The following is a 20,575-nucleotide window of genomic DNA, read 5'->3' as shown; positions in this document are numbered from 1 at the left end:
CGAAACAGCCGGCGACCTTTTCAGGGACGGCCCATACGCCAACCCGGGCAGTCCCCCGAGGCGGACGCTAACACAGCCGCGGCGATCGCACCGCGTGTGCAATCAGAACCGGCAAAACCTGATATCGGACGCCAGGATCGCCTTGGCGCCGATGGCGGCCAGCTCATCCATGATTTCGTTCACTCCCCGGCGCGGGACGAGCGCCCGGATGGCAACCCAATCCGGATCGGCCAGGGGCGCAATCGTGGGCGACTCCAGCCCCGGCGTGATCGCGGTGGCCTTGTCCACCACCGAGCGGGGGCAGTCGTAATCGAGCATCAGATACTGCTGGCCGAACACCACACCCTGGATGCGCGCCACCAGCTGATCGCGCGCGGCCTGCGTCCCGGAGCGGCTGGCCTGGTCGCTCTCAATCAGCACGGCTTCCGAATCGCACAGCGGATCACCGAAGGCCACCAGGTTGTGCAGGCTCAGGGTGCGACCGGACCCGACCACGTCGGCGATGGCGTCGGCGACGCCGAGTTGCACCGAAATCTCCACCGCGCCGTCGAGTCTGATGACGGTCGCCTCAATGCCGCGGCCCGCCAAGTCTTTTCGGACCAGGTTGGGATACGCCGTAGCGACCCGCTTGCCGGCCAGATCGGCGATCTTCCAGTCCCGCCCGGCCGGGGCGGCGTAGCGGAAGCTCGACGAACCGAATCCCAGCGCCAATCGTTCCCGCACCGGGGCGTCTGAATCGCCCACCAGGTCGCGCCCGGTGATGCCGAAATCCAGCTCCCCCGAACCCACATAGATGGCAATGTCTTTGGGCCGCAGGAAGAAGAACTCCACCTGATTGGCCGGGTCGATGACGGTCAGATCCTTGGAGTCGGTACGGCGACGGTAACCGGCCTCCGCCAAGATCTCGGTGGCCGGCTCGCTCAGCGTGCCCTTGTTGGGAACCGCAACCCGCAGCATGGTCACAGCTTCCGATACACGTCGTCGAGGGACAGCCCGCGGGCGACCATCAGCACCTGTGTCCAGTAGAGCAACTGGCTGATCTCCTCGGCCAGCGCGTCGTCGGGTTCGTGTTCGGCGGCCAGCCACACCTCGCCGGCTTCCTCGAGGATCTTCTTGCCCAGCCCGTGGATGCCGCCGTCGAGCGCGGCGACCGTCGCGCTGCCGGCCGGCCGGGTGCGGGCACGCTCGCCCAGTTCGGCGAACAGATCCTCGAAGGTCTTCACGGCCAGCGATTGTTTCACGCGGCGGTCGGCAAAGTCACGGCGGTTTCGTTCAACACTGCCTGGTTCAGTCGAATCCGGCGAGGGTGAGCCGCAGCGCTTGCTCCAATTGCTCGTGAAAAGGCGGACTTTCGCCGACATCGGAGGTCAGCCATCCGTCGAGGACGAATTGGACTGTGGCCAAACTGGTGTGGACCAACAACGCGGGTCGAATGTCGGCCATCGCATCGACACCCATCCGGTGAGCGACCTGCTGGATCAGGTTGCCGTGGTCGGTTTCGCTGATCAGCACGGATTTACTCAACAGGTGCGGCGCGGTGGCCACGGCGAGGCGCCAGGTGTCCAGGTTGTCAACGTCGCTGACGTCCCTGGCGTGCGTGACGAACAGTTGGATCAGCGCCTCTACGGGCGACTCGTGTTGCGGTCTCGCACTGTAGGAACCCACGATCTCGGCGGCCGCATCCCGGACGGGGTCGACCAGCAGGCCCTCCTTTGTGGGCGCGTACCGAAAATAGGTGCTGATGGAGATCCCGGCGGCCGACGCGATGTCCTCGGTCGTCACCGCCTCGAATCCCCGTTCGGCGAAGAGCTGGTGCGCGGTCTGCTGGATCTGGGACAGCAGCTCAGCACGGCGTCGGTCCCGCAACGAACCGGTGTTTGCTGAGGGCATGCCATCACCTTCGTCAATCCGACAAAACAACCCCGCGTGCGTCCAGCGACGAACTCAGATGAGGGACTCTACACTATTGAAAGTCCCTATCAAATAGGCTAGTGTGATGCAGCACACACCGATGAACTGCAGAGACTGGGCGCTTGTTGACACTATTTTAATAAAGTTAGCGTCCAACGGCCGCCCAACGGCCTCTGCTCGGCACTCAGGACTTAGGGGTGGGAAGAGGGCCGATGACAGCGGTAGCTGGTACGCGATGACCTATGCCATGGGTTTGCTAGGCCGACCGCAGGTCGCGCCGCTATGACGACGGCACAGCTTGACGGCGTTGTCGCCATCCGGGACTGGTCCGTCGGATACGTCAAACGTCATCCGGTCGCCTCCCTGACGACCGTGGGCGAACAGTTCGTCCTGGGTGTGCGCACCGTTCAATATTTCTTCGTCGACCTGATCACCGGGCGGTTCCAATGGCACGAATTCGTCCGGCAGGGCGCATTCATGGCCGGCACCGCCGTGCTGCCGACGATCCTGGTCTCGCTGCCGATCAGCGTCACCCTGTCCATCCAGTTCGCACTGCTGGCCGGCCAGGTCGGCGCCACCTCGCTGGCCGGCGCGGCCAGCGGACTCGCCGTCATCCGCCAGGGCGCGTCGTTGGTGGCGGCGGTGCTCATGGCGTCGGCGGTCGGGTCGGCGATCACCGCCGATCTGGGTTCGCGCACCATGCGCGAGGAAACCGACGCGATGGAGGTGATGGGGGTCTCGGTGATCCGGCGCCTGGTCGTCCCCCGCTTCGCAGCCGCGGTGATGATCGGTGTGGCGCTGACCGGCGTCGTGTGCTTCGCCGGATTTTTCGCGAGCTACATGTTCAACGTGTACTTCCAGAACGGCGCGCCGGGCAGCTTCGTGTCGACGTTCGCGTCGTTCGCGACGACCGGTGACATGGTCCTGGCGCTGCTGAAGGCGATCGTGTTCGGCGCCATCGTGGCCATCGTGTCAAGCCAAAAAGGGTTGTCCACCAAGGGCGGACCGACGGGCGTCGCGAACTCGGTGAACGCCGCCGTCGTCGAGGCGATCCTGCTGCTGATGATCGTCAACGTCGCCATCAGCCAGCTCTACATCATGCTGTCGCCCAGGACGGGGCTCTGACGTGACGGCCTCGGCGTATGTGCCTTTCGCACCGATTTCGACACCGCTGGTCCGGCTCTACCGCAGGGGCAAAGTGCCGATCATCCGGCTCGGCCATCTGCTGGTCTTCTTCGTCCGGGCGGCGGTCGCCGTGCCGCTCGCCGTGCGCCAGTACAGCGGCGAATTCTTGCGGCTGCTGTCGAACATCACCTGGGGCAACGGCTCGATCGTGGTCGGCGGCGGCACCGCGGGCGTGGCGGTGGTGCTGGGCATGACGGTCGGCGCACTCGTCGGGATCGAGGGGTATAACTTCTTGGACCTGCTCGGTCTGGGGCCCGCCACCGGGTTCGTCTCGTCGTTGGTCAACACGCGCGAGCTGGCTCCGCTGATGGCGTCGCTCGCCTTCGCCATGCAGGGCGGCTGCCGCTTCACCGCCCAACTGGGATCCATGCGCATCGCCGAGGAGATCGACGCGTTGGAGTCGATCGCGATCCGCCCCATTCCCTACCTGGTGACCACCCGGCTCATCGCCTCGGTGGTGGCGATCATTCCGCTCTACGCCGCCTGCCTGGCGATCGGCTACCTGAGCACGCAAGTCGTGGTGGGCATCGGCAGCGGCGGTTCGACCGGGTCCTACCTGCACTACTTCACGCTGATGCTGGCCGGCCAGGACATCGTCTATTCGTTGATCAAGGCCGTCATCTTCGTGTGGATCGCCTCCACCATCCAGTGCTACTACGGCTATTACGCCAGCGGCGGACCCGAAGGCGTCGGGGTCGCCGCGGGGCACGGCATGCGGGCCAGCATCACGGTCGTGATCATCGTGAACATGCTGCTCACCATGGCGCTGTGGGGTGTGGACTCCGGCGCAAGGTTCGGCGGGTAGGCCCGTGGCGAGGTCGGTGGAAGATGCCCAATTCCCTTGAGCTGGACGGACGCGGCCCGTCCGAGCGCCAGCTGTTCGGCGTCGGCATCGCCGTGGTGGTGGTCAGCGCCCTGGTCACGGCCATGATGTTGGTCAAATCCACCGGCAGGCTGAACGATTACGTAAGGGTGGTTGCCGATCTGATCAACGTGGGCGATGGCCTTCCGCAGAAGTCGGACGTCAAATACCACGGCGTGCTTGTCGGGATGGTCAACGACGTCGTCCCGGCGGCACACGGCGAACCCAACTATGTCCACATCGACCTCAAACCCGAATACGCCCAGGCGATTCCGGCCGCCGTGACCGCACGCGTGGTGCCCAGCAATGTGTTCGCGGTGTCGTCGGTGCAGTTGGTGGGCTCCTCAAACCAAAAGGGCCCGGGGGCGAAAATCCGCCAGGGCGCACATATTCCGGAGGACAAGCAGTTGCCGACCGTGCTGTTCCAAACCACCGTCAGCAAGTTGCGCGACCTGCTGGCCGCCGCGGGGCGCGGCCGCGACGACAGGTCGGTGGGGATCTTGGCCGCCCTGGGCGCGGCCACCGACCACCGTCGCGTCAGCCTGCTCAATGCCGGCGCGCAATTGAATCGCCTTCTCGACCAGCTCAATTCGATTGTCAGCACCGATACCGGCCCGTCGACGGTGTCCGCCCTGCTGGATGCGACGACGGGGCTCGCGCAGACCGCCCCCGATCTTCTCGACGCATTGCATCAGGCCGTCGAACCGATGCGGACCTTCGCCGAGACGCGCGAGCAGCTGGCCTCGCTGGTGTCGGGTGCGGACTACACGGTCGGCACGACGCGCCAGTCGTTCGACAACCACATCGACCAACTCATCCGGATCACCACCGATTTCACGCCGGTGCTCGGCGTGCTGGCGCAAAAGTCGAACAACTTCGTTCCCGCCGTGACCAAGCTGGACAACCTGGCCAACCAGTTCATGGAGCAGGTCTGGAACCCGGAGAAGAACCTGGGCAACATGCACGCGATGCTGACGTTCACGCCCAGTTCCACCTACACACGCGCCGACTGTCCGCACTACGGCGAACTCAAGGGGCCCAGCTGCTTTACGGCGCCGCTGATTCCGGTGCGCCCCGACCTGCCCGAGGTGCTGCTGCCGCAGAACTATCATCCGCCCAAGGATCTGGCGCCCCCGCCGGGCACGGTGATCGGGCCGGACGGAAACCTTGTCGCGGTGGGCCCGCCGCTGATCAACCCGACTCCCAATCTGACCGATCCCAATCCCCCGCTGGCCCCGGGGATCACGCCGTCGCCGCCCGTGCCAGGGAGCGCGAATCCCGACAACCCGTCGCCGGGGGCGCCGGCGACTCCGCAGCCGCACCAGCCGTGGGTCGCCCCGGTGGCGCCCAAGGCGCCGTGGATTCCGCAGTCCGCCTTCGGGGGCTCTCGATTCGGGGGGAACGTGGGGCCCGTCGGGAGCCAGTACGAACGAAACATGTTGGGCGTGATCACCGGAACGCCCGCCTCGCCGGCCACCGAGCTGCTGCTCGGACCGGTCGCCCGTGGCAGCACGGTGTCGCTGGGCCGTCCGGCCGGGGAGGCCCCATGAAGTTTCGCGGTCCACTCATCGCGCTGGCGCTGTTCATGGTCGTCTCGTTGACGCTGACCTGGCTGGTGTATGTGAGCCTGCGCCGTGACGTGGCCGGCGACACCGCACGGTATTCGGCGGTGTTCACCGACGTGTACGGGCTGCGCGAGGGCGACGACGTCCGCATGGCCGGGGTGCGCGTCGGCCGTGTCGAAAAGGTCGAGCTCGACGGGAAATTGGCGAAGGTCTCGTTCGTCGTGCAGCAAGAACAGCGGCTGTTCGGAAACACCCTGGCGTCGGTGACCTACCAGAACATCGTCGGCCAGCGTTACCTCGGACTGTCGTTGGGCAAGGAAGGGAGTCCGGAGCTGCTCGCGCCGGGCAGCACCATACCGGTGGAACGCACCGAGCCGTCGTTCGACGTCACCACGTTGCTCAACGGCTACGAGCCGTTGTTCAGCCTGCTGAACCCGCACGACGCCGACAACCTCACCAAGGGCATCATTCAGTCGCTTCAGGGCGACACCTCGTCGCTGGCCACGCTGGTCGGCCAGACGTCCACGCTCACAGAGACATTCGCGGGCCGGGATCAGGCGCTGGGCAGCGTGATCACCAACCTCAACAAGGTGGTGGGCAACCTCGCGGCGCAGAACGACGATCTCGACGGCGTCATCACCGAGACCCGCAGCGTCGTCGGCGAGCTCGACCGGCGGCGCCCCGACCTGGTCGCCTCCGTGGGCTCGCTGGCGCGGGTGACCGGCCGCCTGTCGACCTCGGCGTCCGACGTCTATCCGGCGCTGCGCGAATTCATCGATCGCAAGCCCGGCGTGGCCCGGCACATCATGGACGTCGAGCCGCAGGTGGCGTTCTTCGGCGACAACATCCCGCTGCTGCTGAAAGGACTTGTCCGGGTCGGCAATCAGGGCGCCTACGGCAACGCCTACGTGTGTGACGTGAACTTCCTGGGGTTCTTCCCCGGCCTCAACGATGTCGTGCCGATCATCATCAACGCCGCCACGCCGGGAAACAGGGCGTGGCACACCCCGAGATGCAGGAGCACCGTCGATGGCTGACAAGACTGTGCGGCAACGGCTTTCGGGGATGAAGCGACGCCCGCTGGAAAGCTACAACAAGACGTGGCTCGGATTCATCGCGGTCGCGGTGGTGGCGGTGGTGATCGGCGTCATGCTGCTGGTGCACGCCATCGGCGCCGGCTATCGCCACTACACCGCGGAGTTCCTGCAAGCCGCCTCGCTGCGGGCCGGCAATCCGATCGTGGTCGCGGGCATCCCGGTGGGCAACGTCACGAGCATGAAACTCGTCGGCGACCACGTCGAGGCCGGGCTGAAGGTTCGGGACAACATCGCGCTGGGCAAGGACTCCCGCGCCCGGATCAAGGTCACCACCATCCTGGGGTCGCGGTACCTCGCGCTGGAACCCAGCGGCCCGGCGCACCTGCCCCACAACACCTTCGACCTGGCTCACACCGAGGTGCCCTACGACCTGCAAGCCGCACTGCAGGACGCGACCACGACGTTCGAGCAGGTCGACTCCGACAGGTTCGCCCAATCGCTGGCGGTGCTGGGCAAGCAGCTCGAGGGCCTGCCCGCGGTTGTGCCGCAGGCGATCACGAACATCAACACGCTGTCGTCGATCATCGCGGTGCGCCGTGACCAGCTGGGCCAGCTACTGCGCAGCACCGAGCAGGTGACGAACACCCTGCGCCGCCAGCAGGCCGGCATCGGCAATCTGATCAACCAGGGCCAAGACCTGCTCGGCCAATTCGTCGCGCGGCGCGCCGTCTTCCACGCGATGATGCAGTCGTTGACAAGTCTCGTTGACACCATGAGTCAGGTCGTGGTCAACGACCGGGCGGGTCTGGACGCGCTGATCAAAGATATGCGGGACTTCACCGCCTTGATGTCCGCGCACGACGACCTGCTGCACAGCATGCTGCAAATCAGCCCGATCTTCTTCCGCGAGGCGGCCAACCTCACGGGCGAGGGCAACGCGGTCAACTTCAACGCCCCCAACGTTCCGCTGATCGACTCGTGGATGTGCGCGATCAGCGGTCGCGCCAAGCAGTTCGGCATGATCCAGTACTTCAAGGACTGCAAGTGAAGGACCGCACGAACAACCCCGGCGCCACGCTCGTCGTCAAGGTGGTGGCCATCGTCGCTGCCGTGGCGGCCATCGCGGTGGTGGCCGTCGCCGGTTGGTGGTACCTGCGCTCCGACGAGGACACGATCACGGTGACCGCCCAATTCGACAGCGCCTCGGGCCTTTACGAGGGCAACGTGGTCGCGGTGCTGGGCATGCCGGTGGGCAAGGTCACCAAGATCAACGCCAAGGGCGGCTATGTCGAGGTCGACTTCACCGTCGACCGCCACGTCAAGATTCCCGCCGACGCGCAGGCCGTGACGGTGTCGACCTCCATCCTCACCGACCGACAGATCGAACTCACGCCGCCCTATCACGACGGGCCGACCCTGCAGAACCACGACACCATCGGGTTGCCCCGCACCAAGACGCCCGTCGAATTCAGCAGCGTCCTCAACGTTTTGGATAAGGTGACCAAATCGCTCGAGGGCGACGGCCACGGCGGCGGCCCGATCGCCGACGTGCTGAACGGTGGCACCGCGGTGGTCAGCGGCAACGGCGAGAAGATCAAAGCCGCTCTCGGCGAGCTGTCCAAGGCGCTGCGCCTGTCCAGCGACGGCGGGACGACGACCCGCGAGCAGATCACCACGATCGTCAAAAACATCAGCACGCTGTTCGACGCCGTGGCCGCCAACGACACGAAATTGCGCGAATTCGCAACCACCATCCACCAAGTCAGCCACATCATGGCGGACGAGGACCTCGGCAGCGGCAGCACCGGACGCAAGCTCGACCACCTGATCCAGCGGGCGGGCGACCTGCTCGACGCCAACCGCGACAACGTCAAGCAGGCCGTCGGCAGCGGCAACACCACGCTGAAGACGGTGGCCGACCAGCGGCGCGACCTGGCCGAGCTCCTGGATCTGGCCCCGCTGCTGGCCGACAACGCCTACAACATGATCGACCGGGCCAACGGCGCCGTGCGGGCCCGCTTCCTCACCGACCGTTTGATCTTCGACAGCCAGTACACCAAGGAGATCTGCAACCTGATGGGTCTTCGGCAACTGGGCTGCAGCACCGGGACCATCCAGGACTTCGGCCCCGATTTCGGGTTGACCTATGTGCTGGACGGTATGGCCGCCATGGGGCAGAAATGATGACCACCCGCGGGCGGGCAATGCCGGCGCTGCTGGCCGCGGTCATGGTGAGCGCCGGATGCGCCACGAATGGCCTTGCCAGCCTGCCCCTTCCGGCGCCGGGGCTGGGTTCGGGCGGCTATTCGCTGAACGCGGTCTTCTCCAACGCGCTCAACCTGCCGATGAACGCCAAGGTCAAGCTCGCCGGCGCCGACGTCGGGCAGCTCGAATCGATGATCGCGCGCAACTACACCGCACTGACCCGGCTGCGGATCAGGGACGGCGTGCAGCTCCCCCGCGGCAGCACTGCCGAATTGCGCACCGCGACACCGCTGGGCGACGTGTTCGTCGCCCTGAAGCCACCGGCCGCCGGTGAAACGGATGCGCCGCTGCTGCGCAACGGCGACACCATCGGCCTGGATTCCACGGCGGCCGCCGCGACGGTCGAGTCGGTGCTGAGCTCGGCGGCGATTCTGGTCAACGGCGGGGCGGTCCGCAATTTCACCAACATCATCAACGGTTTCGGCAAGGCGACCGGCGACCAGGGCCAGGCGTTCGGGGACATGATCCGCAAATCCAACGAGCTGCTCGGGACGCTGGATTCGCGGTCCGATCAGATCAAGAACGCATTGACCCAATTGTCGCACCTGGCCGACCAACTCGACGCCAAGAATCACACCATCAGCGACCTGATGTCGGCCGCCCGTCCCGCCACATCGGCCCTGGCCGACAACACCGCCCAGCTCTCCAATCTGGCCGTGCAGGTGGGCGACACCTCCCGGCTGCTGGCCAGGTTCCCGTCGATTGGCGGAACCGACACCAGCGGCCGCAGCCTGATCCGCGACCTGAACACGGTCGCCGGGGCCGCCAACGATGTGGCGGTGAGCCCCGACACCAGCTGGCTGTCGGTGAATCGACTGATCCCCCCGTTAATCAAATCGACTGCGGGGAACTCGATTTCGGTGAACGTCAGCGTGGACAAGATTCTGCTCGGGTCGCTTCCCGATATCGGATACCCCGGTGACATCGGGCTGCACGGCCCCCACCACTACAACGTGAACCTGCTCGTCGGCACGCTGAAGTACACCCTGTGGCGCCTGCAGGAGCGCGTGGTGGGCCGGGGGCCGGATTCGCCACAGGTTCCGGTGATTCCGGACCCGACCATCCCGGGCCAAATCGACGTCGCCCCCGGTCCCCCGCCTGGGCCCGCCCCGCCACCGGGGCCGCCCGAACCGCCGCCGCCGGGACCCCGCCCATGATCCGCACCATCGCCACGTTCGCGAATTTCGTTGTCCGGGTGGTGCGCAGGGGCCACCGGCAACAGGTTTGGTTGTCGGTGGCCGGATTGGTGCTGATCCTCGTCGTCGCCACCGCCTACCTGCTCGTGGGCGCGTTGCGGGTTAAGCCCTTCGCCTCGTCCTACCGGGTCACGGTGCAGTTGCCGGAATCCGGCGGGCTGCTCCCCAATCAGGATGTCGCGCTGCGCGGGGTGCGCATCGGCCGTGTGGAGTCGCTGCAGATCACCGACGACGGGGTGAACGCCGTCGCCAGCATCACCTCGAAGGTGCGGATCCCCGCGAACGCCGTCGTGCACGTCTCGGCGCTCTCGCCGGCCGGCGAGCAGTACATCAACTTCGAGGCCGCGTCCGACGCCGGACCGTATCTGCACGACGGCAGCCGTATCGCCCTGGACCACACCACCGTTCCCGTCAGCCTGGCGCGGTTACTGGGCGACGCCGACGGGCTGCTGTCCCAGGTCGATCCCCACAAGATCGAATTGATCAAGAAGGAACTGAGCCTGAGCAAGGAGGGCCCGGCGAAGCTGACCGCCATCGTCGACGGCGGCACCTTCCTGCTCTCCACGCTCGACTCGGTGCTGCCCCAGACGACCAGCATCATCAAGACCAGCCGGGTGGTGCTCACTCTGGCAAGCGACAAGAACTCCGGCTTGGGCGCGGCCGCAACGGAACTCAACCGCACGCTTTCCGGCGTGGCCAGGATGCAGGCAGGCTATCGCCGGTTGACTGCGCAGACGCCGCGCACCCTGTCGGCCGTCGACAATCTGTTCGCCGACAATTCCGACACGATGGTGCAGTTGCTGGGCAGCATGGCCACCATGTCGCAGCTGCTGTATCTGCGGGTTCCGGCGCTCAACGCGCTGTTCCCGGACTACCGTGGGTCGGTGTTGGACGCAGTGACGAGCGCGTTCCACGACAACGGGGTGTGGGCGATCGCCGACCTGTACCCCCGCTACGTGTGCGATTATGGGACACCGTCGCACCCGCCGTCGGCCGCCGACTACTACGAGCCCTTCATGTACACCTACTGCCGCGACGACGACCCCGCCGTCTCGATCCGGGGCGCCAAGAACGCGCCGCGGCCGGGCGGCGACGACACGGCCGGCCCGCCGATGGGGGCCAACCTGGGCCGCCGGACCGATCCGACCCCCAAGGGCCGCTTCACCATTCCGACCCCCTACGGCGGCCCGCAGCTGCCGATCGAACCGCCGCACTAGGCCCCGAACCGTCCGCGCCGATCCTAGGAGATGACCGTGATCGTGACCTCCCAAAAGAATCCGAAATCCGAGGCCGTCAAGACGGAGCCGGACGCCGAATCGACGCAAGACGTGTCTGACGATGTCGACGACGTGACCGCCGACGAGGCCGAGGATCAAGACGAGGGCGGTCTGCTCAGGCGCAAGCGTCCGGACGCCGAGCGCCGCAAGCGGCCTCGGAAACAGGATCTGAGGCAATATCTGCGCCGCAGCATCCTGCCGCTGTTACTCGTTGCCTCGCTTGCCGTTTCGGGATTCCTGGGATGGCGGCAGTGGCAGGACCATCGGGTCAGGCTGGCCGGCGAACAGGCCCAGCAGGCGGCGATCTCCTACGCGCAGGTGCTGACGAGCATCGACTCGAACAAGGTCGACGAGAACTTCCGGCAGGTGCTCGACGGCGCGACCGGCGAATTCAAGGACATGTACACCCAGTCCAGCGTGAAACTTCGGCAGCTGCTGATCGACAACAAGGCGACCGCGCATGGGGTGGTGGTGGACTCGGCCATCCAGTCCGAATCCATGAACAAGGTCGTCGTGTTGGTGTTTATCGACCAGACCGTCACCAACACGGCCGCACCCGATCCGCGCATCGACCGCAGCAGGATCAAGATGACCATGGAAAAGGTCGACGGCCGCTGGCGGGCGAGCAAGGTGCAGCTGTTGTGACGCGCCAGCTCATCGCGGCGTTCGTATTGGTCGCCGCCGCAACGCTTCCCACCACCGCCCGTGCGCACGCCTCGGCGCCGTCGTTCTGCGGCGAGCTCGGCGGGAACTGGGACGGCCAGTACTGCCACACCTCGGTCACCTCGGAACGCAACGCCGTGCGCGACATCAAGGTCGCGGTGCCCGAGGACCTGGTCGACAATCCAACCACAGGACCGGTGATCCGCGACTACCTGCACACCCTGGTCAACAACTGGCGAAACGCCAACTCCAGCATGGCCGCCGACAGCTACGGCGAGGAGAACTTCGAAGTCTTCCGGCACGCCAACCTGCTCAGCGCGGTGTTTCACGAGGACTATCACGCTGATGGCCCCCAGTCCAACAACGCCTATCGGACCTTCACGTTTGACATGTCGAGCGGCAGGCGGGTGCAGCTGGCGGACCTGACGACGTCAGACCCGCTGACCGCCATTCCCCCACTGGCTCAACCGTTTGTCCAAACCGCGCTCGATCAGGCGCCGCCGCCGCACGACCCCGGCACCTACCCATTCACCGTCGACCGCTGGACCCCGGACAAGGTCTATTCCGGGGCGTACAAGGCCTGGGCGGTGACCCCCGACGAGTTGATCCTCTACATGCCGGACTACCCGGTCGGCCACGACAGCCCGATCAACTTCACACCCGGTGTCATGCAGTGGTACATGGACGGCGGCACGGTGCAGGCGCACATCCCGCTGTCGGCGCTCAGTTCCGTGCTGCGCATATGAGCCCCGTGTAAGTCGTTGCGCCACAGGCATACCGCCAGTCACAGGAGTATCTGGACCGGGGTACTGCCGACGTGCCCACCTCCGAGCGACAACCTCAGATGGAGGCGGGCGTTGTCGCTCGGAGGCGGGCAAAAGGTGTGATGCCATTGCGGCCGGACTCTGGCCACAGTCCGAGCCCGCCGGGCGCGCCGCGCGTCAGACGTTGACGTACTCGGCGTCGCGGTGACGCGGCACGAAGGCGCCGGAGCTCAGTCCTCCGGGTTGTAGGCGAGGTTGGAGCTGAGCCAGCGCTCACCTTCCTTCAGGGTCCAGCCCTTGCGCCTCGCGTAGTCGGCGACCTGGTCCTGGGCCATCCGGCCGACCACGAAGTACTGCGACTGCGGGTGCGAGAAATACCAGCCGCTGACGGCCGCGCCGGGCCACATCGCCATCGACTCGGTGAGCTCGATGCCGGTGCGCTCGTGGACGTCCATCAACTTCCACAGCGTCGCCTTCTCGGTGTGCTCCGGGCACGCCGGGTAGCCCGGGGCGGGGCGGATCCCCTGGTACTTCTCGGCGATGAGTGCGTCGTTGTCCAAGTGCTCGTCGGGCTTGAATCCCCAGAACTCCTTGCGGACCCGCTGGTGCATCCGTTCGGCGAACGCCTCCGCCAGCCGGTCGGCGAGCGACTCCAGCAGGATCGCGCTGTAGTCGTCGAGGGCCGCCTTGAACTCCGCGATCTTTTCACCGCTGCCGAGCCCGGCGGTGACGGCGAACGCGCCGATGTAGTCGGCCAGGCCGGTGTCCTTGGGCGCGATGTAGTCGCTTAGCGACCGGTTCGGGATGCCCTCCCGGTGCTCCCCCTGCTGACGCAGGTGGTGCAGCGTGGTCAGCACCTCGGTGCGGGTGTCGTCGGTGTAGACCTCGATGTCTTCGATACCCGAGCCGACCGCGTTTGCCGGGAAGAACCCGATCACCGCGTTGGCGGTCAGCCACTTCTCCTTGATCAGGGTATCGAGCATCTCCTGCGCATCGTCGTACAGCTTGCGGGCGGCCTCGCCGGTGGCCGGGTTGTTGAGGATGTCGGGGAAGCGGCCCTTCATCTCCCAGGCGTTAAAGAACGGCTGCCAATCGATGTACTCGCGCAACTCGGCGAGGTCGTACTCCTTGAACTCCCGCACCCCGAGGCCCTGGGCGGGCACCGGTGGCGTGTAGCCGTCCCACTCGATCGGGGTCCGGTTGGCGCGGGCCTTCTCCAGCGTGAGCATCGGGCGCTCGTTCTTCTGAGCGTGCCGCTCTCGCAGCGATGCGTAGTCCTTCTCGGTGGCTTCCAGCAGGCCCGGCCGCTGCTTGTCATCGAGGAGGGCCGCGGCGACCGGCACCGAGCGGGACGCGTCCTTGACCCACACCACCGGACCGGACCGGCGCGGCGATATCTTCACGGCCGTGTGAGCGCGCGAGGTGGTCGCGCCGCCAATGAGCAGCGGGATCTCGAGGCCTTCACGTTCCATCTCGACGGCGAAGTTGGACATCTCATCCAGAGACGGGGTGATCAGCCCGGACAGTCCGATGATGTCGGCGTCGTGCTCCCTGGCCGCGGCCAGGATCTTCTCGGCGGGCACCATCACCCCAAGGTCTATCACTTCGAAGTTGTTGCACTGCAGGACGACCCCGACGATGTTCTTGCCGATGTCGTGGACGTCGCCTTTCACGGTCGCCATCACGATCGTGCCGTTGGTGTCCTTCGCCGCTGCCGTACCGTTCTGTTCTTTCTCTTTCTCGATGAACGGCAGCAGGTACGCCACGGCCTTCTTCATCACCCGGGCCGACTTCACCACCTGGGGCAAAAACATCTTGCCCGAGCCGAACAGGTCACCGACGACGTTCATGCCGTCCATCAGCGGGCCCTCGATCACCTCGATCGGGCGGCCCCCGGCGGCGGCGATCTCGGCCCGCAATTCCTCGGTGTCGTCGTCGACGTGGGCGTCGATGCCCTTGACCAAAGCGTGGGTGATCCGCTCGCGGACCGGAAGGCTGCGCCATTCGGCCGCGGCGGGGTCTTCGGATTTCTCTGACTTGTTGAACCGCTCGGCGATCTCGAGCAGCCGTTCGGCCGCGTCCTCGCGGCGGTTCAGGACGACGTCCTCGATGCGGTCGCGCAGCTCGGGGTCGATCGAGTCGTAGGGCACCAGCGCGCCGGCGTTGACGATGCCCATGTCCAGGCCGGCCTTGATGGCGTGAAACAGGAACACCGCGTGGATCGCCTCGCGGACCGGGTTGTTGCCGCGGAACGAGAACGACACGTTCGAGATGCCGCCGGAGATGTGCACCCCGGGAAGGTTCTCCTTGATCCAGGCGCAGGCCTCGATGAAGTCGATCCCGTACGTCGCGTGCTCCTCGATTCCGGTCGCCAGCGCGAAGCAGTTCGGGTCGAAGATGATGTCCTCGGGCGGGAAGCCGACCTCCTCGGTCAGGATCCGGTAGGCGCGCCCGCAGATCTCCTTGCGGCGCTCCAGGTTGTCGGCCTGACCCTGCTCGTCGAACGCCATCACGACGACGGCGGCGCCGTACTTGCGGCACAGCCGCGCCTCACGGATGAATTTCTCCTCGCCCTCCTTCATGGAGATCGAGTTGACGATCGGCTTGCCCTGCACGTTCTTCAGGCCGGCCTCGATGACCTCCCACTTGGAGGAGTCGATCATCACCGGGACGCGGCTGATGTCCGGCTCGGCCGCGATCAGCTTGGTGAACCGGTCCATCGCGGCGACGCCGTCGATCATGCCTTCGTCCATGTTGATGTCGATGACCTGCGCACCGACCTCGACCTGCTGCAGGGCGACCGACAGCGCGGTGTCGTAGTCCTCGGCCTTGATCAGGTTGCGGAACCGGGCGGAACCGGTGATGTTGGTGCGCTCACCGATGTTCACGAACAGGGAATCGTCGGTGATGTTGAGCGGCTCCAGGCCCGACAGACGGGTGGCCACCTCGATCTTCGGCACCTCGCGCGGCGGTTTGCCCTCGACGACCTTGGCGATCTCGGCGATGTGCGGCGGCGCCGTTCCGCAGCACCCGCCGACCAGGTTGACCAGGCCCGCCTCGGCGAAGTCGGCGATGTAGCCGGCCTGACGCTCCGGGGTCTCGTCGTACTCGCCGAAGGCGTTGGGCAGGCCGGCGTTCGGATAGCAGGAGACGAAGGTGTCCGCGATCCGCGACATCTCGGCGATGTAGGGCCTCATCTCCGGCGCGCCCAGGGCGCAGTTGAGGCCGACCGCGATCGGCTTCGCGTGCCTGATCGCGTTCCAGAATGCTTCGGTGACCTGACCGGACAGCGTCCGCCCGGAGGCATCGGTGATGGTGCCCGAGATGATCACCGGCCAGCGGCGTCCGCGGTCCTCGAACAGCGTCTCGACGGCGAACACCGCCGCCTTGGCGTTCAGCGAGTCGAAGATCGTCTCGATGATGAGCAGGTCTGCACCGCCGTCGACCAGGCCGTTGGCGGCTTCCAGGTAGGCGGCGACCAGCTGGTCGTAGGAGACGTTGCGGGCGCCGGGGTCGTTGACGTCGGGCGAGATCGACGCGGTCCGCGTCGTCGGCCCGATCGCGCCGGCCACGTAGCGGGGCTTCTCCGGGGTGCTGTACTCGTCGGCCGCCTTGCGGGCCAGGGCGGCGCCGGCGTAGTTGAGCTCGTAGGCCAGGTCGGCCATGTCGTAATCGGAGAGCGAGATGGCGTTCGCGTTGAACGTGTTGGTTTCCAGGATGTCGGCGCCCGCCTCGAGGTACTCGCGGTGGATGCCCTCGATGATCTGCGGTTGCGTCAGGTTGAGCAGGTCGTTGTTGCCCTGCAGGGCGGTCGGCCATTCCGTGAACCGATCGCCGCGGTAGCCGGCCTCGTCCGGCCGGTCCCGCTGGATCGCCGTGCCCATCGCGCCGTCGATCACCATGATCCGCTGGCGCAGGGCCGCCGTCAGTTCGTCGGTGCAGTCGGGGCGGATGTTCGGCGCGAAGGCATCCGACGCGGAAGTGTTCGTCGCGGAAGTCTTCGTCTCAACGGCCGTCATGTGCATTCCTTCCGTAGCGGAAGGCGTCCTTGACTCTGCCGAGCGTGGCGGAGACCGGCAGGGGACCAGGCCCCCTCCAGAAACCGTTGCAACGCCTCTCGACCAGAAAAGTCTACGTCGTCACCCGACGCCTGGACGCCCTGGCTCGACCCGACCCGCGCTGCCCCGGCTCGCCAGCGCACGGGTCTTGTCGGCAATGGAGTAGTTACCAAGGTTAACGAGGTTGCAGCCGGCCGTATTTCGCCTTGACCGCGGCGACGCCGTTGTAGCGATCGTCCAGCACAAAGTCCACGGCACGGCCTTCGTCAGCGGCAGTCACGCCATAAGAATAGTCGGCCTATGTAAAGCCCCCGGTGAAACGCTCGGCGGGCGCCAATTCACCGCCACCGCGCCCCGAAGATGGGGGCTAGATCCAATTGCCCGACTCCTCATCGAACCGCGCGCGGTCCGCATCGTCGTCGCGCGGAAGGCCGTACGCTAATTCTGTGACCCCGCCCGATGGCCCTCCCTTTGGCCTCCCTAGTGGTAAGGCCGCTCTGCCCGAACTGCATCAGACCATCGTCGTGGCCGCATTCGAGGGCTGGAACGACGCCGGCGACGCGGCCAGCGACGCGCTCGAACACCTCGAGGCCATCTGGGAAGCCGACCCCATCTTGGAGATCGACGACGAGGCGTACTACGACTACCAGGTGAATCGCCCGGTGATCCGGCAGGTGGACGGCGTGACCCGCGAGCTGGTGTGGCCGGCGATGCGGATCTCGCACTGCCGGCCCCCGGGCAGCGACCGCGATGTCGTGCTGATGCACGGGGTCGAACCCAACATGCGCTGGCGCACCTTCTGCGCGGAGTTGGTGGCCATCGCGGACAAGCTCAACGTGGACACCGTGGTGATCCTGGGCGCCCTGCTGGCCGACACCCCGCACACCCGGCCGGTTCCGGTCTCGGGCGCGGCCTACTCCCCCGAGTCGGCGAAGCGCTTCGGCCTTGAGGAGAGCCGCTACGAGGGGCCCACCGGAATCGCCGGGGTGTTTCAGGACGCCTGCGTGGCCGCCGGGATCCCGGCGGTGACGTTCTGGGCGGCCGTGCCGCATTACGTGTCGCAGCCACCGAACCCGAAGGCGACGGTAGCCCTGCTGCGCCGCGTCGAAGACGTGCTCGACATCGAGGTTCCGCTGGCGGACTTGCCGACCGACGCCGAGGAATGGGAGCAGGCGGTCACCGAGATGACCGCCGAGGACGAGGATCTCGCCGAATACGTGCAGTCGCTGGAACAGCGCGGCGACGCCGAGGTCGACATGAACGACGCGCTGGGCAAGATCGACGGCGACGCCCTGGCCGCCGAGTTCGAGCGCTACCTGCGCCGTCGCCGTCCCGGCTTCGGGCGTTAATGACGCGGTCGCCGAACTTGCCGGCGACCGATCAACTACGGAAACATCGCTTCGCACCCACCGATTGGACGTTTCATGCCCTCGTTGCCCGATGACGGCAACCCCAACCCAGGAGCCGGCGACTTCGGCGAAGACGCCGGCTACCGCAAGGGCCTCAAGCCCCGGCAAGTGCAGATGATCGGCATCGGCGGCGCGATCGGCTCCGGGCTGTTCCTGGGCGCGGGCGGTCGGCTGGCCAAGGGCGGCCCCGGGATGTTCCTGGTGTACGCCGTGTGCGGGTTCTTCGTCTTTCTCATCCTGCGGGCGCTGGGCGAGCTGGTCCTGCATCGCCCGTCGTCGGGCTCGTTCGTGTCGTACGCGCGCGAATTCTTCGGCGAGAAGGCCGCTTACGCGATCGGCTGGATGTATTTCCTGGGGTGGTCGATGACGGCCATCGTCGACACCACCGCGATCGCCACCTATCTGCGGCGGTGGACGAGCTTCGAATCGATCCCCCAGTGGGTGTTGGCGCTACTGGCCCTCATCGTCGTGCTGTCGATGAACCTGATCTCGGTGGAATGGTTCGGTGAGCTGGAGTTCTGGGCGGCCCTGATCAAGGTTTTCGCCCTCATCGCCTTCTTGGTCGTGGGCATCATCTTCCTGGCGGGGCGCTATCGGATCGACGGCCACAGCACCGGACTGAGCGTGTGGGCCGACCACGGCGGCATGTTCCCCTCCGGCGTGCTGGCGATGCTGCTGACCACCTCGGGCGTGGTATTCGCCTATGCCGCCGTCGAATTGGTGGGCACGGCCGCCGGGGAGACCGCGGAGCCGGAAAAGGTCATGCCGCGCGCGATCAATTCGGTGATCGCTCGCATCGCGATCTTCTACGTCGGGTCGGTCGCGCTGCTGGCGTTGCTGCTGCCGTACACCTCGTACAAGGCTACCGAAAGCCCTTTTGTCACTTTCTTTTCCACGATCGGCTTCCACGGCGCCGGGGACGTGATGAACGTGGTGGTGCTCACCGCCGCGCTGTCGAGCCTGAATGCGGGGCTGTATTCCACCGGCCGCATCATGCACTCGATGGCCTCCAGTGGCAGCGCCCCCGGCTTCGCGACCCGGATGTCCAAGAACGGGGTGCCCTACGTCGGCATCACGATGGCGGCCGCCATCTGCCTGTTCGGCATTGCCCTGAACGCGGTCAATCCCGGCGAAGCCTTCGAGATCGTGCTCAACATCGTGGCGCCGGGCATCATCGCGTGCTGGGCGACCATCGTGCTGTGTCAGCTGCGCGCCTACCGGATGGCCAAGGCCGGGCTGTTGCAACGGCCCCGGTTTCGCATGCCGTGGGCGCCCTATTCGGGCTATCTCACCCTGGCGTTCTTGGCCGGCGTCCTGGTCATGATGGCCTTCGACAAACAGACCGGCACCTGGACCATCGCCACGGTCGTGGTGGTCATCCCGGCGCTGAGCGCCGGGTGGCTCCTGGTGCGCAACCGGGTGGCGGCCATCGCGTCGCAGCGCGCGGCCCAGACCGGCTAGGACTTGCCAAGTCCCTGGTTATAGGCGCTGGTGGAACGGCCGAGCGCCGCGACCTGGGCGTCCAGTTGGGGTAACAGCTCGGCGGTCGATTTGTGCAGGGGCGCTTCGCCGACCGCGCTGGACAACACCGGCTTGACCCACCGGAACAGGGCCACCCAGCGCGGGCAGTAGACGCGGGTGCGCCGGCGCCGGATGCCCTTGACGAACGCGGCGGCGCATTTGTCGACGGTCGTCGTCTTGTTCAGCGGCCACGGGAAGCTGGCCAGCAGTTGGTTGAACGCGGACAGGTCGGTTTGGGTGTCGCGGACCAGCGCGGTGTCGATCCAGGACATGTGCGCCGAGCCGACCCGCACGCCGTGGCGGGCCACCTCCAGCCGCAGCGCATTGGCGAACATCTCGACGGCGGCCTTGGAGGCGTTGTACGGCGCCAGCCCGGGGCAGGCCGTGTAGGCGGCCAGCGAGGAGACGATCAACACGTAGCCGCGGCGCTCGGTCAGGGCGGGCAAGGCGGCGCGGACCGTGTGAAAGACGCCGAGCACGTTGATGTCGAGGACCCGCTTGAACGCCTCGGGGTCGACTTGGGTCACCGACCCGTAACTCATGATGCCGGCGTTGGCCACGACGACGTCGATGCCGCCGAACCGCTCGACGGCGCGGGCGGCGGCCGCCTGCATCGCCGACAGGTCGCGCACGTCGGCCACCGCGGTCAGCACCCGGTCCTCGCCCAGCTCGTCGGCGAGCGCCGTCAGGTCGGCCTCGTTGAGATCGGTGAGGACGAGCTTGGCGCCCTTGGCGGCCAGCCGGCGCGCGACCTCGGCGCCGATCCCCCGCGCGCCGCCGGTGATGAAAACGACTTGGTCCCGCAGCGATGTCATGGCCGACAACGTACCGCGCGGTGGACCGGAGTGACTGCGGCCGCCCG

General features: G+C 66.5%; 17 protein-coding genes. 12 read left to right on the top strand and 5 right to left on the bottom strand.

The genetic code is table 11. The features are described 5' to 3' along the window. Window positions 1–102: 102 nt before the first annotated feature. Genes hisG through P6281_RS11565 form a run of 3 tightly spaced genes read right to left on the bottom strand, consistent with a single transcriptional unit; the run spans window position 103 to window position 1,890 of the window. Window positions 103–957: an ATP phosphoribosyltransferase gene (gene hisG / locus P6281_RS11575; RefSeq protein WP_026071591.1), complete on the bottom strand. Its 855-nt coding sequence runs from the start codon at window positions 955–957 to the stop codon at window positions 103–105. A 2-nt stretch (window positions 958–959) separates the two neighbouring features. Further along, window positions 960–1,241, bottom strand: coding sequence for a phosphoribosyl-ATP diphosphatase (locus P6281_RS11570; protein WP_009953388.1), 282 nt, complete (start codon window positions 1,239–1,241; stop codon window positions 960–962). A gap of 46 nt (window positions 1,242–1,287) precedes the next feature. Further along, window positions 1,288–1,890 carry a TetR family transcriptional regulator gene (locus tag P6281_RS11565; protein ID WP_014382447.1) on the bottom strand — a complete coding sequence of 201 codons (603 nt, stop codon included), beginning with the start codon at window positions 1,888–1,890 and terminating at the stop codon, window positions 1,288–1,290. 303 nt (window positions 1,891–2,193) lie between these two features. Here P6281_RS11565 and P6281_RS11560 point away from each other — a divergent pair, with 303 nt between their 5' ends. Genes P6281_RS11560 through P6281_RS11515 form a run of 10 tightly spaced genes read left to right on the top strand, consistent with a single transcriptional unit; the run spans window position 2,194 to window position 12,707 of the window. Continuing rightward, window positions 2,194–3,036, top strand: coding sequence for an MlaE family ABC transporter permease (locus P6281_RS11560; RefSeq protein WP_008256279.1), 843 nt, complete (start codon window positions 2,194–2,196; stop codon window positions 3,034–3,036). Window position 3,037: 1 nt separating this feature from the next. After that, window positions 3,038–3,901, top strand: coding sequence for an ABC transporter permease (locus P6281_RS11555; protein WP_014380031.1), 864 nt, complete (start codon window positions 3,038–3,040; stop codon window positions 3,899–3,901). A gap of 23 nt (window positions 3,902–3,924) precedes the next feature. Beyond that, window positions 3,925–5,508, top strand: a complete 1,584-nt coding sequence (locus tag P6281_RS11550) for an MlaD family protein (RefSeq protein WP_324738891.1) — start codon at window positions 3,925–3,927, stop codon at window positions 5,506–5,508. Next, window positions 5,505–6,560, top strand: a complete 1,056-nt coding sequence (locus tag P6281_RS11545; protein WP_009953394.1) for an MlaD family protein — start codon at window positions 5,505–5,507, stop codon at window positions 6,558–6,560. The genes P6281_RS11550 and P6281_RS11545 overlap by 4 nt, the downstream gene beginning before the upstream one ends. Beyond that, complete coding sequence (locus P6281_RS11540) at window positions 6,553–7,608, top strand: MCE family protein (protein WP_036455746.1); 1,056 nt, start codon at window positions 6,553–6,555, stop codon at window positions 7,606–7,608. Before P6281_RS11545 ends, P6281_RS11540 begins: the two co-directional genes overlap by 8 nt. Beyond that, a complete protein-coding gene (locus tag P6281_RS11535; protein WP_020822419.1) occupies window positions 7,605–8,744 on the top strand; it encodes an MCE family protein in 1,140 nt (379 codons plus the stop codon). The genes P6281_RS11540 and P6281_RS11535 overlap by 4 nt, the downstream gene beginning before the upstream one ends. Next, window positions 8,741–9,982, top strand: a complete 1,242-nt coding sequence (locus P6281_RS11530) for an MlaD family protein (RefSeq protein WP_324738890.1) — start codon at window positions 8,741–8,743, stop codon at window positions 9,980–9,982. The genes P6281_RS11535 and P6281_RS11530 overlap by 4 nt, the downstream gene beginning before the upstream one ends. Continuing rightward, window positions 9,979–11,238, top strand: a complete 1,260-nt coding sequence (locus P6281_RS11525) for an MlaD family protein (RefSeq protein ID WP_202349920.1) — start codon at window positions 9,979–9,981, stop codon at window positions 11,236–11,238. The genes P6281_RS11530 and P6281_RS11525 overlap by 4 nt, the downstream gene beginning before the upstream one ends. 30 nt (window positions 11,239–11,268) lie before the next feature. Then, window positions 11,269–11,943, top strand: a complete 675-nt coding sequence (locus P6281_RS11520; RefSeq protein WP_009953402.1) for a hypothetical protein — start codon at window positions 11,269–11,271, stop codon at window positions 11,941–11,943. Continuing rightward, window positions 11,940–12,707, top strand: a complete 768-nt coding sequence (locus P6281_RS11515; RefSeq protein WP_202378119.1) for a mannan-binding family protein — start codon at window positions 11,940–11,942, stop codon at window positions 12,705–12,707. Before P6281_RS11520 ends, P6281_RS11515 begins: the two co-directional genes overlap by 4 nt. Before the next feature lie 248 nt (window positions 12,708–12,955). Here P6281_RS11515 and metH read toward each other — a convergent pair whose 3' ends face one another. Continuing rightward, window positions 12,956–16,750 carry a methionine synthase gene (gene metH / locus P6281_RS11510; protein ID WP_009953405.1) on the bottom strand — a complete coding sequence of 1,265 codons (3,795 nt, stop codon included), beginning with the start codon at window positions 16,748–16,750 and terminating at the stop codon, window positions 12,956–12,958. Between the two features lie 479 nt (window positions 16,751–17,229). Between metH and P6281_RS11505 the strand changes: the two genes are divergently transcribed. Beyond that, complete coding sequence (locus P6281_RS11505; RefSeq protein ID WP_014380025.1) at window positions 17,230–18,132, top strand: PAC2 family protein; 903 nt, start codon at window positions 17,230–17,232, stop codon at window positions 18,130–18,132. 75 nt (window positions 18,133–18,207) lie between these two features. Continuing rightward, a complete protein-coding gene (locus tag P6281_RS11500; RefSeq protein ID WP_009953407.1) occupies window positions 18,208–19,653 on the top strand; it encodes an amino acid permease in 1,446 nt (481 codons plus the stop codon). Here the strand turns inward: P6281_RS11500 and P6281_RS11495 are convergent. After that, complete coding sequence (locus P6281_RS11495; RefSeq protein ID WP_008256256.1) at window positions 19,650–20,528, bottom strand: SDR family oxidoreductase; 879 nt, start codon at window positions 20,526–20,528, stop codon at window positions 19,650–19,652. The genes P6281_RS11500 and P6281_RS11495 overlap by 4 nt on opposite strands. Window positions 20,529–20,575: the final 47 nt, after the last annotated feature.

Source organism: Mycobacterium sp. 5-140-3-2 (assembly GCF_035666375.1).
GTDB lineage: Bacteria > Actinomycetota > Actinomycetes > Mycobacteriales > Mycobacteriaceae > Mycobacterium > Mycobacterium intracellulare.
The sequence above is the reverse complement of the archived record's forward strand: the minus strand, read 5'-3'. Positions and strand labels throughout refer to the sequence as shown.

Bases quoted from the DNA above. Each gene is read 5' to 3' on its own strand.
- P6281_RS11545 (WP_009953394.1), top strand. From the start codon at position 5,505: ATGAAGTTTCGCGGTCCACTCATCGCGCTGGCGCTGTTCATGGTCGTC.
- P6281_RS11520 (WP_009953402.1), top strand. From the start codon at position 11,269: ATGACCGTGATCGTGACCTCCCAAAAGAATCCGAAATCCGAGGCCGTC.
- P6281_RS11540 (WP_036455746.1), top strand. From the start codon at position 6,553: ATGGCTGACAAGACTGTGCGGCAACGGCTTTCGGGGATGAAGCGACGC.
- P6281_RS11530 (WP_324738890.1), top strand. From the start codon at position 8,741: ATGATGACCACCCGCGGGCGGGCAATGCCGGCGCTGCTGGCCGCGGTC.
- P6281_RS11565 (WP_014382447.1), bottom strand. From the start codon at position 1,890: ATGCCCTCAGCAAACACCGGTTCGTTGCGGGACCGACGCCGTGCTGAG.
- P6281_RS11525 (WP_202349920.1), top strand. From the start codon at position 9,979: ATGATCCGCACCATCGCCACGTTCGCGAATTTCGTTGTCCGGGTGGTG.
- hisG (WP_026071591.1), bottom strand. From the start codon at position 957: ATGCTGCGGGTTGCGGTTCCCAACAAGGGCACGCTGAGCGAGCCGGCC.
- metH (WP_009953405.1), bottom strand. From the start codon at position 16,750: ATGCACATGACGGCCGTTGAGACGAAGACTTCCGCGACGAACACTTCC.
- P6281_RS11560 (WP_008256279.1), top strand. From the start codon at position 2,194: ATGACGACGGCACAGCTTGACGGCGTTGTCGCCATCCGGGACTGGTCC.
- P6281_RS11550 (WP_324738891.1), top strand. From the start codon at position 3,925: ATGCCCAATTCCCTTGAGCTGGACGGACGCGGCCCGTCCGAGCGCCAG.
- P6281_RS11500 (WP_009953407.1), top strand. From the start codon at position 18,208: ATGCCCTCGTTGCCCGATGACGGCAACCCCAACCCAGGAGCCGGCGAC.
- P6281_RS11495 (WP_008256256.1), bottom strand. From the start codon at position 20,528: ATGACATCGCTGCGGGACCAAGTCGTTTTCATCACCGGCGGCGCGCGG.